At 72.5% G+C, this 15879-nt stretch carries 17 protein-coding genes; 11 read left to right on the top strand and 6 right to left on the bottom strand.

Annotated elements, in window-relative coordinates; all coding sequences use genetic code 11:
* Window positions 1-7 precede the first annotated feature (7 nt).
* The 3 genes from OG992_RS14050 (at window position 8) to OG992_RS14040 (ending at window position 3167) form a co-directional block, all read left to right on the top strand.
* Window positions 8-1126, top strand: coding sequence for a cystathionine gamma-lyase (locus OG992_RS14050; protein WP_266303436.1), 1119 nt, complete (start codon window positions 8-10; stop codon window positions 1124-1126).
* An 8-nt stretch (window positions 1127-1134) separates the two neighbouring features.
* The gene (locus OG992_RS14045; protein WP_266303435.1) at window positions 1135-1920 is read left to right on the top strand and encodes a putative protein N(5)-glutamine methyltransferase; all 786 of its coding nucleotides are present in this window, start codon (window positions 1135-1137) and stop codon (window positions 1918-1920) included.
* 197 nt (window positions 1921-2117) lie between these two features.
* Window positions 2118-3167 (top strand): ROK family protein, encoded by a 1050-nt coding sequence (locus tag OG992_RS14040; protein WP_266303434.1) that lies wholly within the window; start codon window positions 2118-2120, stop codon window positions 3165-3167.
* A 41-nt stretch (window positions 3168-3208) separates the two neighbouring features.
* Here the strand turns inward: OG992_RS14040 and OG992_RS14035 are convergent, their stop codons facing one another.
* Window positions 3209-3409 (bottom strand): DUF397 domain-containing protein, encoded by a 201-nt coding sequence (locus tag OG992_RS14035; protein WP_112582016.1) that lies wholly within the window; start codon window positions 3407-3409, stop codon window positions 3209-3211.
* Between the two features lie 5 nt (window positions 3410-3414).
* Window positions 3415-4260, bottom strand: a complete 846-nt coding sequence (locus OG992_RS14030) for a helix-turn-helix transcriptional regulator (RefSeq protein WP_091393087.1) — start codon at window positions 4258-4260, stop codon at window positions 3415-3417.
* Window positions 4261-4538: 278 nt separating this feature from the next.
* On the opposite strand from OG992_RS14030, the gene OG992_RS14025 reads away from it, so the two are divergent.
* Both OG992_RS14025 and OG992_RS14020 read left to right on the top strand, forming a co-directional pair.
* Entirely contained in the window at window positions 4539-4757 is a 219-nt protein-coding gene (locus OG992_RS14025) for a hypothetical protein (RefSeq protein WP_030335309.1), read from the top strand.
* A gap of 195 nt (window positions 4758-4952) precedes the next feature.
* Window positions 4953-6053: a D-alanine--D-alanine ligase family protein gene (locus OG992_RS14020; RefSeq protein WP_091393084.1), complete on the top strand. Its 1101-nt coding sequence runs from the start codon at window positions 4953-4955 to the stop codon at window positions 6051-6053.
* A gap of 55 nt (window positions 6054-6108) precedes the next feature.
* On the opposite strand, the gene OG992_RS14015 is transcribed toward OG992_RS14020, so the two are convergent.
* Window positions 6109-6801: a DUF3515 family protein gene (locus OG992_RS14015; RefSeq protein WP_238684623.1), complete on the bottom strand. Its 693-nt coding sequence runs from the start codon at window positions 6799-6801 to the stop codon at window positions 6109-6111.
* On the bottom strand, window positions 6802-7035 hold the full coding sequence (locus OG992_RS14010) for an Lrp/AsnC ligand binding domain-containing protein (RefSeq protein ID WP_030487446.1): 234 nt from the start codon (window positions 7033-7035) through the stop codon (window positions 6802-6804).
* A 96-nt stretch (window positions 7036-7131) separates the two neighbouring features.
* Between OG992_RS14010 and OG992_RS14005 the strand changes: the two genes are divergently transcribed.
* Window positions 7132-8121: a thiamine-phosphate kinase gene (locus tag OG992_RS14005; RefSeq protein ID WP_266303433.1), complete on the top strand. Its 990-nt coding sequence runs from the start codon at window positions 7132-7134 to the stop codon at window positions 8119-8121.
* Window positions 8122-8150: 29 nt separating this feature from the next.
* Entirely contained in the window at window positions 8151-8612 is a 462-nt protein-coding gene (locus tag OG992_RS14000) for a GNAT family N-acetyltransferase (protein WP_238684621.1), read from the top strand.
* A 148-nt stretch (window positions 8613-8760) separates the two neighbouring features.
* Here the strand turns inward: OG992_RS14000 and rpmB are convergent, their stop codons facing one another.
* A complete protein-coding gene (gene rpmB, locus OG992_RS13995; RefSeq protein ID WP_011905179.1) occupies window positions 8761-8952 on the bottom strand; it encodes a 50S ribosomal protein L28 in 192 nt (63 codons plus the stop codon).
* Between the two features lie 287 nt (window positions 8953-9239).
* On the opposite strand from rpmB, the gene OG992_RS13990 reads away from it, so the two are divergent.
* A complete protein-coding gene (locus OG992_RS13990; RefSeq protein WP_266303432.1) occupies window positions 9240-10856 on the top strand; it encodes a DAK2 domain-containing protein in 1617 nt (538 codons plus the stop codon).
* Window positions 10853-13051 (top strand): ATP-dependent DNA helicase RecG, encoded by a 2199-nt coding sequence (recG, locus tag OG992_RS13985; RefSeq protein WP_238684619.1) that lies wholly within the window; start codon window positions 10853-10855, stop codon window positions 13049-13051. Before OG992_RS13990 ends, recG begins: the two co-directional genes overlap by 4 nt.
* 76 nt (window positions 13052-13127) lie before the next feature.
* On the opposite strand, the gene OG992_RS13980 is transcribed toward recG, so the two are convergent.
* Window positions 13128-14312: an LPXTG cell wall anchor domain-containing protein gene (locus tag OG992_RS13980; RefSeq protein WP_266303431.1), complete on the bottom strand. Its 1185-nt coding sequence runs from the start codon at window positions 14310-14312 to the stop codon at window positions 13128-13130.
* A gap of 398 nt (window positions 14313-14710) precedes the next feature.
* Here OG992_RS13980 and rsmD point away from each other — a divergent pair, with 398 nt between their 5' ends.
* Together rsmD and coaD are read left to right on the top strand one after the other, a co-directional pair.
* Window positions 14711-15274, top strand: a complete 564-nt coding sequence (gene rsmD, locus OG992_RS13975; protein WP_266303430.1) for a 16S rRNA (guanine(966)-N(2))-methyltransferase RsmD — start codon at window positions 14711-14713, stop codon at window positions 15272-15274.
* Entirely contained in the window at window positions 15271-15753 is a 483-nt protein-coding gene (coaD, locus tag OG992_RS13970) for a pantetheine-phosphate adenylyltransferase (protein ID WP_030335289.1), read from the top strand. Before rsmD ends, coaD begins: the two co-directional genes overlap by 4 nt.
* Window positions 15754-15879 lie beyond the last annotated feature (126 nt).

Below are 15879 nucleotides of genomic sequence, written 5' to 3'. Positions count from 1 at the left end.
GAACCCGATGAGCGAGTGGGGAGACGGCACCCGCTGCGTACGTGCCGGCCTGCCCGAGCCGGCGCCGGGGGACCCGTTCCTACCCGGGCCGGTCTTCGCCGCGCCGTACCACCTCGATCCGTTCGAGGGTCAGGGCACGTCACCGAACGGCTACGGTCGCCCCGACAACCCGACCCGCCGGCTGCTGGAGGCGGCGGTCGGCGAGCTGGAGGGCGGTGACTGCCGCGTCTTCGCGACCGGTCAGGCGGCCATCACCGGCCTGCTGCTCAGCCTGCTGCGGCCGGGGGACACAGTGGTGCTCCCCACCGACGGATACTTCCCGGTCCGGGCGTTCGCCTCAGGTGTGCTGGAGGCGAACGGCGTCCGGGTGCTGTTCGCGCCGACCGTCGGGCCGTACCCGTCGTTCGAGGGCGTCCGGCTGGTGCTGGTGGAGACGCCCGCCAACCCGGGCCTCGACGTGGTCGACGTGGCGGCCCTGGCCGAGCGGGCGCACGCCGCCGGCGCGCTGCTCGCGGTGGACAACACCACAGCCACCCCGCTCGGACAGCGTCCGTTGGATCTCGGTGCCGACCTGGTGGTCGCCTCCGGGACGAAGGCGCTCACCGGCCACTCCGACCTGCTGCTGGGCTACCTGGCCAGCCGGTCCACCGAGCTGATCGAGGCGGTGACGACCTGGCGTACCACCACCGGGGCGGTTCCGGGCGCGTTCGACGCCTGGCTGGCCCACCGGTCACTGGCCACTCTCGACCTGCGGCTGGCGCGGCAGAGCGCCAACGCCGCCGCTGTCGTGGACTTGCTCGCGGGCCGGTCGGACGTGACCGGCCTGCGGTGGCCGGGGCGGCCGGAGGACCCGGCGTACCCGGTGGCCTCGGCGCAGATGCGCCGGATACCGGGGGTGCTCTCGTTCGACCTGGGCGACGCCGACCGGGTGGGCCGATTCGTCGAGGCCGCCACGCTGGTGGCGGCGGCGACCTCCTTCGGTGGCCTGCACACCACTGCCGACCGGCGGGCGCAGTGGGGCGACGACACCGCTCCCGGCTTCGTCCGGCTCTCCTGCGGCGCTGAGGACACCGCGGACCTGGTGGCCGACATCGCCGCCGCGTTGGATGTGGCGGGATCGGTCTGACGTCTCCCATGGCGCTCCCTTTCCGCACCGACCGGGCCGCCCTGGTGGGTCGGTTGCGGGCCGCCGGTTGCGTCTACGCCGAGGACGAGGCCGAGTTGCTGCTGGCCGCCGCGCGAAGCCCTGCGGCGTTGGCTGACCTGACCGACCGTCGGGTGGCCGGGGAACCGCTGGAGTACCTGCTCGGCTGGGCGGAGTTTTGCGGCCTGCGGATCGCCGTCGACGAGGGCGTCTTCGTGCCCCGGGCCCGGACCGCCCTGCTGGTCGAGGTGGCGGCCGACCTGACCGGCGCGGCTCCGGCCGTGGTCGACCTGTGCTGCGGCTCCGGGGCCACCACCGTCGCGCTGGCACACCGGCTCGCGCCGCGCTGGCTGGCCGCCGCTGACATCGACCCGGCGGCTGTGGCGTGTGCGCGCCGCAACGTCGTCGGGTTGGAGGTCGAGGTGTACGAGGGTGACCTCTTCGCGCCGCTGCCCCGACAGTGGCGGGGTCGGCTGGACCTGGTGGTCGCCAACGCCCCGTACGTGCCGACCGACGCGGTCGCGCTGATGCCGCCGGAGGCGCGGCTGCACGAGGCCCCGGTGGCGCTCGACGGCGGTCCGGACGGGCTGTCCGTGTTGCGCCGGGTCGGTGCCGACGCCGCCGAGTGGCTGACCCCCGGCGGCCACCTGGTGGTCGAAGCCGGCACCACCCAGGTCGAAACCCTTTGCGCGGCCTTCACCGCGGCCGGCCTGGTACCCACAGTGCGCCACGACGAGGACCTGGACGCCACCGCGGTCTGCGCCCGCCGCCCCTAACCCGCCCCGCCCCACCCCGCCCCGCCCCGCTCCCTCCCCGCGATCTTGCAGTTTCGGTTGTCGGGATGAGTGGGATGCCCCTTGTGTCGGGACAGCAAGTGCAAGATCGCGGGGAGGGTGCGGCTGCCCGGGCATGGCGGGGGAGGGGGGTTGGCACTAGCCTCGGCTCACACTCACGACGGCGGGAGGCGGTTTCGGTGGGCAGCGCAGGGGTGCCGGTGGTCGTCGGGCTGGACAACGGCGGCACCAGCAACAACGCCACAGTGCTGACGGTGGACGGCCGCTTCCTGGTGGACGGGCTGTTGGAGATCCCCAGCGAGGTACGGGCCGGGCCGGAGGCGGCGATCGAGGCGTTGGCCCAGGCGCTGGACGGCGCGCTGGCGCAGACCGGCGTGCCGCGCGACCTGGTTCAGGCGGTCGGGCTGGACACTCCCGGCCCGGCCAGCGCCGAGGGCGTCATCTCGTCGCGGGGCTCCACCAACTTCTCCCAGCCGGCCTGGCGCGGCTTCGACGTGCGAGGGGCGCTGGAGCGGCGGCTCGGGCTGCCGGTGATCTATCACAACGACGGCAACGCGGCGGCGCTCTACGCCCACCACGTCTACTTCGGCGCCGACGCGATGAACCGCTCGTCGGTGTCCGCGATCGTCGGCACCGGCCTCGGCGGCGGTGTGGTCGAGAGCGGCCGGGTGATCGCCGGTGCGGCCGGGATGGCGGGGGAGTTGGGCCATGTGCACATCCCGCTCACTGGGCTGCTCGGCCCGGGCCAGCCGGAGCCCACCTGCGCCTGCGGCTTCACCGGAGATGTCGAGAGCGTCGCCTCGTTGACCGGCATCGAACGCAACCTGCTGCCGTACTGGCTGACCCGGTACCCCGAGCACCCGCTCGTGGCCGAGCCGGTGGCCCGGGGGGCCAAGCTGGTCCGGGGGTACGGCGAGCGCGAGGACGCTCTCGCGCGGGACCTCTTCACCCAGCAGGCGATGGCGTTGGGGCGGCTGTTCACCGTCGCCGCGAACTTCACCGACCCGCACGCGTACTTCGTCGGCGGCGGAGTGGTGGAGGCGGCGCCGGAGTTCCGCGACTGGTTTCTGGCGACTGTCCGCGAGCACACGGTCCTCCGCGAGGAGCAGGCCGCGGTGGCCGCCTTCGCCCTGGTACCGGATCGGGACATGGCCGGTGCCCGAGGCGTCGCGATCGCCGCGCTGGAGGCGCTACGCGCCGTGCCGGAGCCTCGTCCGCTGGTTGCCTGAGCCGGCGCGGGCCTCGGCCCGCACCGGCTCGGCACCTGTGGTCAGCGCTGCGGTGGCGCCTGGGCGAAGGCGGCCCAGGCCGCCGTTGGGAACAGCAGAGCCGGGCCGGCCGGGTCCTTGGAGTCGCGCACAGCAACGAGCCGCGGGATCGCGGCCACCTCCACGCAGGCGCCTTCGTCGCCGCTGCGGCTGCTCTTGCGCCACCGCGCCGCGGCCAACGCCGCTGTGATCATCGGGGTCATCGGTCCTACCGTCCCTTCAGGACTGACAGGAGCATCTCGCGGCTGTCCGCCGGGCTGAGCGCCACGCTTCGGAGATGCTCCATGATCTTGGTGCAGGTACGCGTCTCGCCGGCGCGGTCGAGGATCATCTGACCCGCAACTGTCTCCACCGACGCGATGATCGGGTCCTCCGGGTCGGCGAACTCGAGGATGTGCAGGGAACCCCGGGTGCCCCGGTGGTAGCCGGCGGAGAGCGGGATCACCTGGACGCTGATGTTCGGCAACTCGGCCATCTTGACCAGGTGCCGTAGTTGCCCGTTCATCACCGACTGGTCACCGACCGGCCGTAGCAGCGCGCCCTCGTCGATGATCGCGTCGAGGATGGGCGGCTGGTCGGCGGTGAGCCGCTGTTGTCGGTCGAGCCGGATCTTGACCCGCTGCTCCACCAGGTCGTCGCCGAGGGTGTGTGGCCCGCCGCGCATCACGCCACGGATGTAGTCAGCGGTCTGCAACAGGCCGGGGACCACCGAGGGCTCGAAGTTGGCGATGGCTGTCGCCTCGGCCTCCAGCGCGATGAAGTCGATGGTGCGCGGATCCAGCAGGTAGGAGTACGACACCCACCAGCCGGGCTTGCGGGCGTCCTTGGCGAGCTGCACCGCCGCGGCCACCTCCTCGGCACTCACCCCGTACGACGTGAGCAGGGCGCGCACGGTGGCCGGGCTGATCAGGGTCTGGGCGTTCTCGTAGCGGGAGAGGGTGCTGCGGGTGCTGTTGATCTCATCCGCCGCGGTCTCCAGCGTCAGCCCGGCGGCTTCCCGGTGATGGCGCAGGGCGATGCCGAGCCGGCGGGCGCGGGCGGTCTTCGGAGCCATGCATCGATGGTCGCACACATTTGCGGGAACGTCTGCATGAGAGAACGTCGATGGGAGTTGCATTCACGCCTATACACGTGTCAATCTGTTATGGCGTCCTCACCGCCGGTTGTCGTGGCGACGGTGGTGGTGAGCGACCGGAGGGGATGGGGCGCGCGGCGATCGGGTTTCTCCCCCGTACCCGATCGTCGCGTGCCGCCCCTCCATCCCGGCCTGCCGGAAGGAGACGACGTGCGAACCCGCCCGGAGCCCCCCGCCGTACCCTCGGGCGGAGTGCGATGACCCGCTTCCTCGTGGTGCTCACCGATGTGCGCCCCGTCGAGGGCGTCAACCGCAACGAGCGGGTCGCGCCGGAACGGCGCCGGCAGGTCGTCGGCGCCAGCAGCCGGGAGGCCGCCGACCGCATCGCCGGAGCGTTCATGGCGCTGGGCATGGTGCGGGCCGGCCGGCAGCGGGTAAAGGTGATCGCGGTCGGGCGCCGGCACTCCCGGGACTGAACAGGCCCAGGTCGGCGGTCTGTGGCAGCACTACCGTCCGATTACACACCGTATATCCTCTCCTGACTGTTTGCCGTGTCGTGCCGTGGCTCGCCGGGTATCGCCTCGCCCCGCGGCCACGCACAGTAAGGTCAACCGGGTGAGCGCCACCGGCGAGCACGACCAGCCGCAGTCGCGTACGAAGAGGTGACCGGAGTGACCACCCCAGGCAAGACCCGCGTGGCGATCGTCTTCGGCGGCCGCAGCCCGGAGCACGGCATCTCCTGCGTCAGCGCCGGCAGTGTGTTCGGCGCACTCGACCCGGACGAGTTCGAGGTGGTGCCGGTGGGCATCACCCGGGCGGGCCAGTGGGTGCTGACCAACGGAGACCCCGCCCAGCTCGCGATCAACGCCCGTCAGCTGCCGGAGATCACCGCCGACTCGGGTGACGACATCGTGCTGCGCGCCGACCCCACCGGCAACGGACTGATGGTGCTCGACCCGACCGAGGGCCCCCGGGCGCTGGCCGACGTGGACGTGGTCTTCCCGGTGCTGCACGGCACCTACGGCGAGGACGGCACCATCCAGGGAATGCTGGAGATGGCCGGCATCCCCTACGTCGGGGCGAACGTGTTCGCCTCCGCGGCCGCCATGGACAAGGAGTTCACCAAGAAGCTCTGTGCCGTCGAGGGCATCCCGGTCGGCACGTACGCGGTGCTGCGCAACGGCATGACGCTCAGCGAGCAGGACAAGGAGCGGCTCGGACTGCCCGTCTTCGTCAAGCCGTCCCGGGCCGGGTCGTCGTTCGGCGTCAGCAAGGTCACCGACTGGGCAGAGCTGGACGCGGCCGTCGCCGCCGCCCGGCAGTTCGACCCGAAGGTCATCATCGAGGCCGCGATCGTCGGCCGCGAGATCGAGTGCGGTGTGCTGGAGGGCGAGGCCGGCGGCACGCCCGAGGCGTCCGTGCTGGCCGAGGTGCGGGTCGTCGCCGACCACGACTTCTACGACTTCGAGGCGAAGTACCTCGACGACTCCTGCGAGTACGACATCCCGGCCAACCTGCCGGAGAAGGTGACCCGCCAGGTGCAGGAGTACGCCGTCCGCGCGTTCACCGCACTGGACTGCGCCGGTCTGGCCCGGGCCGACTTCTTCGTCACTCCCGAGCTGGACGTCTACCTCAACGAGATCAACACGATGCCCGGCTTCACCCCGACGTCGATGTTCCCGCGGATGTGGGCGGCCTCCGGCCTGGAGTACCCGAAGCTGGTCAACCGGCTGATCCGTACCGCCCAGCGGCGCGGCGTCGGCCTGCACTGAGCCGTCCGAACCCCGCCCGCGCCGGTCAGCCGACGCGGGCGGAGTCGGTTCGGATTCAGCGCTGGCAGCCGGACGGGATCGCGCCGCCGGAGGGCACGCTCGCCACGATCGTGCTGGAGATCGTCGGCAACCACTGCAACGGCTGCTCGTACGAGCGCGGGACGCGCACAGTGATCAGCGTCTCCCGATCGACTGTGGAGAGGACCGCCGCGTCGGCCTGCTCGGCCAGGTGCCAGCAGACCCGGTTGACCGTCCAGACCTCGTCGGTGCTGGGGAAGGCCGGCTCGGTGCCGCCGCAGGCCACGGTCAGCGCGGGGTCGCCGTAGGCGGCGTTCTGCTCCGGACCGGCGGTGACCGGCCGCTGGGCCAGGTCGCGGATGCTCGCCGGAAGCTGGGAGAGCAGGGCCCGGCAGACAGTGGCCGGGCGGGCGGCCAGCGCCGGGGCGGCCATCTCCACCGGGGTGGTGGACTGCACCCGGGCGGTGGTCGCGGAGGGCGTCGGCGCGGCGGCCGGCGTGTCCGGGCTGAGCTTGCTGAAGGCCAGCACGGCCACCAGCAGCGTGATCGGCAGCGCGATCAACGTGGCCAGCAGGGCCGCGCCACGCATGGTCCGATCGCGGCCGGCCGGCGCGGCGGCGGCCGGATCGGTCGACTCGCGGTTACCGTCAGCCGGCTCGGACGTACCGTCGGCCGCGTCACGCGCCCTGTCGTCGTCCAGAGCCGAGGAGGAGGTCGTCATCTCGTCCACTTACAGCCGCACCACCGAACACGTGAGGGTGCGGGTGATGCCGGGCACCATCTGCACCTTGCTGACGATGAGTTTGCCGAGCTCGTCGACCGTGTTCGCCTCGGTGAGGACGACCACGTCGTACGGGCCGGTGACGGCGTCGACGCGTACCACGCCGGGGATGTCCGCGATGAGACCCGCCACGTCACGTGCGCGCCCGACCTCGGTCTGGATGAGGATGTACGCCTGTACCACGACTCGACCTCCGTCCGTCGCCGCCCGGGAGCGGCCCGAAGGGTGAAAGTACCTTACGGACCAGGTCTGATCCCTATCGGTGGTCAAGGAGCAGCGGTGAGCGAGCACGGCGGAGCCGGGCAGCACGGGCGGAACGCCCGCGGTGGCGTCGGCGTGTCCGGGATCGGGGAGTTCGGGCTGATCGGGAAGATCACCGCCCGGCTGTCGTACGGGCCGACGACCCTGCTCGGTCCGGGCGACGACGCGGCGGTGGTGGCCGCGCCGGACGGCCGGGTGGCGGCCTCCACCGACGTGCTTGTCGACGGGCGGCACTTCCGGCGGGACTGGTCCTCGGCCCGCGACGTCGGGCACCGGGCGGCAGCCGCCAACCTGGCGGACATCGCGGCGATGGGTGCCACGCCGACAGCCCTGCTGGTCGCTCTCTGCATGCCGGCGGACCTGGACACCGCGTGGGCGGAGGAACTGGCCGACGGGCTCTCCGCGGAGGCGGCGACTGTCGGCGCGAGCGTCGTCGGCGGCGACATGTCGGCCAGTCCCACCCTGACCGTCGCGGTCACCGCGCTGGGCGACCTGGCGGGCCGTCCGCCCGTGCTGCGCTCGGGCGCCCGACCGGGGGACGTGCTCGCTCTGGCGGGGCGCACCGGGTTCGCGGCAGCCGGGCTGACCGTGCTGACCCGGGGCTTCCGTACCCCTCGGCTGTTGGTCGAGGCGTACCGGCGGCCGCAGGTGCCCTACCAGGCCGGCCCGCAGGCCGCCCAGCTCGGCGCCACCTCCATGATCGACGTGTCGGACGGGCTCCTCGCCGACCTCGGGCACGTCTCGGCGGCCAGCGGGGTGGCGATCGACGTACGCCGCGACGGGTTCGAGGTGCCCCGGCAGATGGCCGACGCGGCGCAGGCGCTCGGCGTCGACCCGTACACCTGGATCCTCGCCGGTGGCGACGATCACGCGCTGGCCGCGACCTTCCCCCCGGCGGTGGCGCTGCCGCCGGACTGGCGGCCGATCGGTCTGGTCACCGAGGGTGCCGGCGTGACTGTCGACGGCGTCGCCCACGACGGCCCGGCCGGCTGGGACCACTTCCGGTGAGGCCCGCAGGCGGCCGTACCCTGGATACCGTGAGTGAGATCGAGATCCGGGTGGTGCGGTTCGACGCACCGGTGGCGCAGCACCTGATCATCGCCGCACTGGCCGACCTCGGTGCCCGCTACGGTGGCACCGGCGACGACACCCCGGTGGACGCGGCCGAGTTCGAGCCGCCCGATGGGGCGTTCCTGGTGGCCTACCTGGCCGGCGAGCCGGTCGGCTGCGGTGGCTGGCGCAGCCACGGCGCGGACAGCGCGGAGCTGAAGCGGATGTACACGGCCCCGGCGGCACGGGGGCGGGGGGTGGCCCGCGCGGTGCTGGCGGCCGTCGAGCGCTCCGCCCGCGAGCACGGCCGCAAGCGAGTGGTCCTGGAGTGTGGCGACAAGCAGCCCGAGGCGATCGCCATGTACGGCTCCGCCGGGTACGAGCGGATCCCGAACTTCGGCTTCTACAAGGACGCGGAGGGTTGCGTCTCCTTCGGCCGCACCCTCTGACCTGCGCGCCGGGCCCCGCCGGGTCCGGTCTGGCCGACGTGCCAGGCCCCGGCGGGCCGGTGTGCGGCGTCTGCCTGGGAACACGACAGAGCCGGCGGACCCTCTGGGTCCGCCGGCTGAGCCGAACGAAAAGGTGGGTGCTACCGCGTCAGGCGCGGGTGACCTTGCCGGCCTTGATGCACGAGGTGCAGACCTTCAACTTCTTGGTGTTGCCGCCACCGGCCGGGGTACGCACCGACTGGATGTTCGGGTTCCAGCGGCGGTTGGTCCGCCGGTGCGAGTGGGACACGTTGTGGCCGAAGCCCGGTCCCTTGCCACAGACGTCGCACACGCTAGCCACGGGATACTCCTGGGATTGATACGTTCATGAGGTCGCCGGCAGGTGCTGCCCGGGCAACCTGGTCAGGTTACCCGATGACTCGCCGACCCGGCCAACCGGCCCGGTCCGGCGCTCGCCCGTGCTCCGGCTTCCGCCTGGTCGTGGGCCCGCCCGCCCAGCGGTGGGCCGGCCCGGCGGCAAGGGTACCGGAGGCGCTCCTCCCCGCCACGGCCAGCGCCGCCGCGGGCCGGCGAGGACACGCCGGACGAGTCCGACGGGTGTCGGTGCGCGCCAGTAGGCTTCTGCCCGTGCTGGACACCCTCGACGCCGCCGCGGTCCGCCGCTGGTGCGCGAGCGGGCTGGCCGCACTGAAGCGCCACCAGGGCGAGATCGACCAGCTCAACGTCTATCCGGTGCCCGACGGCGACACCGGCACCAACCTGGTGCTCACCCTCACCTCGGCGCAGCAGGCCCTCGCCATGGATCTGGACACTCTCCCCGACAGCGGGCCGACGGCGCACGGGCACGCGCTACGGCTGATGGCCCAGGGCGCGTTGCTCGGCGCGCGGGGCAACTCCGGGGTGATCCTCTCGCAGATCCTGCGTGGTTTCGCCGACCAGGTCGCCGGGGTGCCGGCGGTGCGTGGCAGGGAATTGGCCGCCGCGCTGCGCTCCGGCACCACCGCCGCGTACACAGCGGTCTCCCGGCCGGTCGAGGGCACAGTGCTCACCGTTGTCGCGGCGGCCGCCGCCGCGGCCGAGGGCGCGGACAGCGACGACCTGCCGACGGTGGCCGGTGTCGCGGCCCGGGCGGCGGCCGAGGCGCTCGCCCGCACACCGGAACAGCTACCGGCGCTGGCCCGCGCCGGTGTGGTCGACGCCGGTGGTCGAGGGCTCTGCGTCCTGCTCGACGCCCTGGTCGAGGTGCTGACCGGGGAGCGCACCGCCCGGCCCGCGCCGACGCCGCGCTCCGCCGCCCGCCCGGCGGCCACCGTCGCCCGCGAGACCGGTTCCGACGAATACGCGTACGAGGTGCAGTTCCTGCTCGACGCCCCGGCCGAGGCGGTCGCCGGTCTGCGGCGGGCGCTCGACGCCCTGGGAGATTCGCTGGTCGTCGTCGGCGACGGGCGCGAGCCGGAAGGCACCTGGAACGTGCACGTGCACGTCAACGACGTGGGTGCGGCGGTCGAGGCCGGTGTTGCCGCCGGCCGCCCCTACCGCATCTCGGTCACCCGGTTCGCCGACCAGTCGGAGTCGCCCTCCGGCCCGGTGGTGGCCGGCCGGGCCGCTGTGGTGGTGGCCACCGGCGGCGGCATCGCCGACCTGTTCGCCGCGGAGGGCGCCACGGTAGTGCCGGGCAACCCGTCCACAGGTGAGCTGCTGGACGCCGTCCGCAGCACCGGCGCGGCCCGGGTGGTGGTGCTGCCCAACGACGCCAACACCGAGGCGGTCGCGAGCGCGGCCGCCCGCGAGGCCCATCGGTACGGCATCAAGGTGAGCGTGGTGCCGACCCGCTCACCGGTGCAGGCCCTCGCAGCCCTCGCGGTCCGCGACGGTGACCGCCGTTTCGAGGACGACGTCATCGCGATGGCCGAGGCGGCCGGCGCCTGCCGCTACGCCGAGGTCTGCCATGCCAGCCGGGAGGCGCTGACAGTGGCCGGCCCGTGCCGTCCCGGTGACGTGCTGGCGCTGGTGGAGGGGGAGGTGCACCTGATCGGCACCGACCTCACCGACACCTGCGCCGCGGTGGTCGACCGGATGCTCGGCGGTGGTGGCGAGATGGTCACCCTGCTGGCCGGGGTGGACGCCCCGGCCGGGCTCACCGACGCCGTCCGCGCGCACGTCGCGCGGCGCTGGCCGTTCGTCGAGGTGCACACGTACCCGGGCGGCCAGCCGTTTTATCCGCTCCTGGTAGGGATCGAATGAGCGAACCAGCCACTGTGGACACTCCGCTGAAGAAGCTGGTCGGGGACAAGACAGCCAAGGCGCTGGCCTCGCACCTCGACCTGCACACCGCGGGTGACCTGGTCTACCACTTTCCGCGTCGCTACGACGAGCGTGGTGAGCACACCGACATCCGCTCACTGGACGTCGGTGAGCAGGTCACCGTGTTGGCCCAGGTGCAGCGCACCGCGGTGCGCCCGATGCGTCAGCGGCGGGGCAATCTGCTGGAGGTGACAGTCGGCGACGGCTCCGGCGGGGTGCTGACGTTGACCTTCTTCGGCAACCAGGCGTGGCGCGAGCGAGAGCTGCGCCCGGGCCGGTGGGGTCTGTTCGCCGGCAAGGTCACCGAGTTCCGGGGCAAACGGCAGCTCAACGGCCCGGAGTACGTCCTGCTCGGCGAGGGTGGCGACGGCGAGGCGGCGGTCAGCGACGACATCGAGGAGTTCGCCGGGGCGTTGATCCCGGTCTACCCGGCCGCCGCGGCCGTGCCGACCTGGGTGATCGCGCGCTGCGTGCGCGTCGTACTGGACACCTTCACCCCGCCGGACGATCCACTGCCGAGCGCCGTGCGGGCCAGCCGCAAGCTGGTCGGGCTGGGCGCCGCGCTGACCGAGATCCACCGGCCGTCCAGCAAGGAGGCGCTGCACCAGGCGCGGCGGCGCCTCAAGTGGGACGAGGCCTTCGCCGTCCAGGTGACCCTGGTGCAGCGCAAGCACCGGGCGGCCGACTGGCCGGCCCGGCCCCGCCCGGCGCACCCTGGCGGGCTGTTGGAGGCCTTCGACGCCCGACTCCCGTACGAGCTGACGGCCGGTCAGCGGGAGGTCGGTGTGGAGATCGCGGCGGACCTGGCCACTCCGCACCCCATGCACCGTCTGTTGCAGGGCGAGGTGGGCTCGGGCAAGACGGTGGTGGCGCTACGGGCGATGCTTCAGGTGGTCGACGCGGGCGGGCAGGCCGCGCTGCTGGCGCCCACCGAGGTGCTGGCCGCCCAGCACCACCGGGGCATGCTCGACCTGCTCGGGCCGCTCGGGCGAGCCGGTGAGCTGGGCTCCGCCGAGCACGCCACCCGGGTCGAGCTGGTCACCGGCTCGCTGGGCGCGGCGGCCCGCCGCCGGGCGCTCGGCGAGGTGGCCAGCGGCGCCGCCGGCATCGTGCTCGGCACCCACGCCCTGCTGTACGAGGGGGTCGACTTCGCCGACCTCGGCCTGGTGGTGGTCGACGAGCAGCACCGCTTCGGCGTGGAGCAGCGCGACGCCCTGCGGGCCAAGGCCGACCAACCGCCGCACGTGCTGGTGATGACGGCCACCCCTATCCCGCGCACTGTGGCGATGACCGTCTACGGCGACCTGGAGGTCTCCACGCTCTCCCAGCTGCCCCGGGGGCGGTCGCCGATCACCTCGCACGTGGTGCCGGCCGCCGAGAAGCCGGCCTACCTGGACCGGGCCTGGCGTCGACTGCGCGAGGAGGTGACCGCCGGCCACCAGGCGTACGTGGTGTGCCCGCGAATCGGTGACGGGCCGACCAGCGACGAGGAACCGCCACCCGAGGACGACAACGGCCGTCGGCCGCCGCTGGCGGTGACCGAGGTCGCCCCGCTGCTGGCCGAGGGCCCGCTGCACGGCCTGCGGATCGGCGTGCTGCATGGTCGCCTGCCGGCCGACGAGAAGGACGCGGTGATGCGGTCCTTCGCGGCCGGCGACCTGGACGTGCTGGTGGCGACGACAGTGATCGAGGTCGGCGTCGACGTGCCGAACGCCACAGTGATGATCGTGCTCGACGCCGAGCGGTTCGGCGTCTCCCAGCTGCACCAGCTGCGGGGCCGGGTCGGCCGGGGCGCCGCCGCCGGGCTGTGCCTGCTGGTCAGCGAGGCGGCCGAGGGTTCGTCGGCGCGGGAACGATTGGACGCGGTGGCGTCCACGAGCGACGGTTTCAAGCTCGCCGAACTGGATCTGGAGCAACGCCGCGAGGGCGACGTGCTGGGTGCCACCCAGTCCGGGCACCGCTCGCACCTGCGGTTGCTGTCCCTGCGACGCGACGCCGACCTGATCCGCGACGCCCGCGCCGAGGCGATCACCCTGATCGAGGACGACCCGGAGCTGGCTCACAGCCCGGCACTTGCCGCCTCGGTGGCCGCACTGGTGGACGAGGACCGCGCAGAATACCTGGAAAAGGGCTGACCGCGCAGGTCGTCACATGGTTGAGGGCGCGCCGACCGGGGGGTCGACGCGCCCTCAACTGTCAGAGCGTGTTGGTTCAGGCGGTGAAGCGAACCCGACGACGACGGGCCACCACGAACAGGGCGGCACCGGCGGCCAGCAGCACCGCGGCACCGGCGATGATGCCGCCGGTGGCAGCACCGGTCAGCGGCAGGGCCGGCTCGTCCTTACCGCCACCCTGACCCGGGGCGCACTCGGCCGGCTTCTCCCAGGCGATCGGGCTGGTGTCGTCGAGGCCCTCGGCCGCCGGCGTCACGGTCAGACCCTCGAACGCCTTGAACTCGACGACCACGGTCTTGCCCGGCTCGACGGTCCGCTTCTGGGCCTCACCCTTGTTCGGGGTCAGGGTCACCTCGAAGGCCTTGCCGTCCTCCGGGTTGGCGAAGCCGAAGATCAGCTTGTCGCAGGTGGACTCGTAGCCGGCCTGGGGCTCGCCCGGCTTGACGCAGTCCTCGGGGGTCGCCCAGGTGTAGGGCTCGCCGACCGGCTTGTCACCCTCGCTGACGGTGATCTCGCCGGCCTTGGCCGGAACGACGATGTCCTTCTTGCTGTCGCCTGGCTTGACGGTGTAGGTCTTCGAGAAGCCCTTGGCCTTGACGGTGAGCTTGGCGTCGGTCGTGGCGTCCGCGCCGTTGGCGAGCGTCACCGTGACGGCGCCCTCACAGTCGGAGGCGAAGCTGGCGGTGGGGATGGACACCGCCGGCGGCGGCGTCGGCGTCGTCGGCGGCGTGGTCGGCGTGGCGCTCGGCGTCGGCTCCGGCGACGGGCTGGCCGGCGGCGCGTCCTTCTCGCAGGTGCCCTCGAACGTCACCTTCGCCGTGCGGGCGTCCTTCTCGGGGTAGCCGTCGTCCCAGCGGGCCTTCACGGCGAGGGTGGCCTCAGTGGCCGAGCCGGGCACCCGCTGCACGCCGGTGATCGGCGTGTTGACGTCATACGGGTAGGAGGACTTGTCCGACGCCGCGACGATGTTGGTCACCGTGGTGTTGGCGGGGGTGAGCGCGACGCTCGACAGCTGGAAGCTCTTCGAGGAGTAGTGGTAGACGCTCTTGACGGTCCAGTTCACCACCCACTCTCCGGTGGTGGTGTCGCAGACCGCTTGGCCGCTCGGCTCGGTGTAGTGGGCGCTCGCGGGGCTCGCGAAGACGCCGATGCCGGCGAGGCCGATCAGCGCGCCCGCGGCGATGGCCGCGACGCGCCGGAACGGAGACTTGGGAGGGTTCACGCCTGCTCCTGGTGAGGGGGGTACGGATCGCGTGGCGGGAGGCCGGGAGACATCGTGACCGGGGAGTCACCTGCTCACCGGGGCGTCGCGCGACGCGGTGGCGTTCCCGCGGCGAAAGCGGGGACAGGGGGAGACTGTACTGATGGGTGGTTAATGAGGGGAGTTCAGATCATTGCCATCCGGCAATGTAGTCGATTCGTGATCTTTGATGCACCGATGGTGTCGGTCCGGTCACTGGGGACGGTCTTGTCCGCCGTGGCTCCACGGTGGATGCCGCGCCGTCGGGGCTGCTCAGGTGCTCCCCGTCGTGGCTGGCCGGCCCACTCCTCGGATCTGCGCCGCGCTGACCGGGTCCGCGCCGCATCGCGTAGCGTCGCGGGCATGAGCAGGAGGAAACGGTGACCCGGATCGTGGCCGGGACGCTCGGTGGCCGGCGGATCGCCGCGCCGCCCGGCGCCGGCACCCGACCCACCTCGGACCGGGTCCGGGAGGCGCTGTTCAGTGCCGTCCAGGCCGAGGTCGATCTCGACGGCGCCCGCTTCGCCGACCTGTACGCCGGCTCCGGCGCGGTCGGTCTGGAGGCGCTCTCCCGGGGTGCCCGGCACGTGTTGCTTGTCGAGTCCGACCCGCGGGCGGCCCGGGTGATCCGGGAGAACGTGGCGGCCCTCCGTGCCGGTCCGGCGGCCCGTCTGGTCACCGGCAAGGTGGCGACGGTGCTGGCCGCCGGACCCGACGGTGAGCCGTACGACGTGGTCTTCGCCGACCCGCCGTACGCCGTGCCGGACGAGGAGATCACCGCGCTGTTGGCCGCGCTCGTCGACGGCGGCTGGCTGGCGCCCGACGCCTTGGTGGTGGTGGAGCGGTCCCGTCGCACCAGGGAGTTCGACTGGGTGGAGGGGATCACCCCCGAGCGCAGTCGTCGTTACGGCGAGACCACCCTTTGGTACGGTCGCCGATCATGAGACGTGCGGTGTGCCCCGGTTCGTTCGACCCGGTCACCAACGGACACCTCGACATCATCGGGCGGGCCAGTCGGCTCTTCGATGAGGTGATCGTCGGTGTGCTGGTGAATCAGTCGAAGAGTGGCCTGTTCACCGTCGAGGAGCGCATCGAGATGCTCCGCGAGGTGACCTCGTCGTACGGCAACGTGCGGGTCGAGTCGTTCCGAGGGCTGCTGGTGGACTTCTGCCGGGCCCAGCAGGCCAGTGTGCTGATCAAGGGCCTGCGGGCGGTCAGCGACTTCGACTACGAGTTGCAGATGGCCCAGATGAACATCGGTCTGGCCGGCGTCGAGACGCTCTTCATGCCGACCAATCCGCTCTACTCGTTCCTCTCCTCGAGCCTGGTCAAGGACGTGGCCAAGTGGGGTGGCGACATCTCCGCCCACGTCCCCGACCCGGTCCGCGAAGCCCTCCAGGCCCGCCTGGGCCCCCGCCGCTAAGCGGACCCTGGCGTCCCCTTCCATCCTCGCGATCTTGCACTTACGGTGCCCGCATCGCCCCTTTCGGCGTGGTTTGACGCGACCGAAAGTGCAAGATCGGCGTGGTGGGAGCCGGGGGTGACTATG

The sequence above is a fragment of the Micromonospora sp. NBC_00362 genome (genome assembly GCF_026342155.1).
GTDB lineage: Bacteria > Actinomycetota > Actinomycetes > Mycobacteriales > Micromonosporaceae > Micromonospora > Micromonospora hortensis.
The sequence above is the reverse complement of the archived record's forward strand: the minus strand, read 5'-3'. Positions and strand labels throughout refer to the sequence as shown.

Excerpts from the sequence above, each read along its gene's own strand:
- recG (WP_238684619.1), top strand. The coding sequence starts at position 10,853 with ATGAGCGAACCAGCCACTGTGGACACTCCGCTGAAGAAGCTGGTCGGG.
- OG992_RS14030 (WP_091393087.1), bottom strand. The coding sequence starts at position 4,260 with ATGGCTCCGAAGACCGCCCGCGCCCGCCGGCTCGGCATCGCCCTGCGC.
- OG992_RS14050 (WP_266303436.1), top strand. The coding sequence starts at position 8 with ATGAGCGAGTGGGGAGACGGCACCCGCTGCGTACGTGCCGGCCTGCCC.
- OG992_RS14045 (WP_266303435.1), top strand. The coding sequence starts at position 1,135 with ATGGCGCTCCCTTTCCGCACCGACCGGGCCGCCCTGGTGGGTCGGTTG.
- coaD (WP_030335289.1), top strand. The coding sequence starts at position 15,271 with ATGAGACGTGCGGTGTGCCCCGGTTCGTTCGACCCGGTCACCAACGGA.
- OG992_RS14035 (WP_112582016.1), bottom strand. The coding sequence starts at position 3,409 with ATGACCCCGATGATCACAGCGGCGTTGGCCGCGGCGCGGTGGCGCAAG.
- OG992_RS14025 (WP_030335309.1), top strand. The coding sequence starts at position 4,539 with ATGACCCGCTTCCTCGTGGTGCTCACCGATGTGCGCCCCGTCGAGGGC.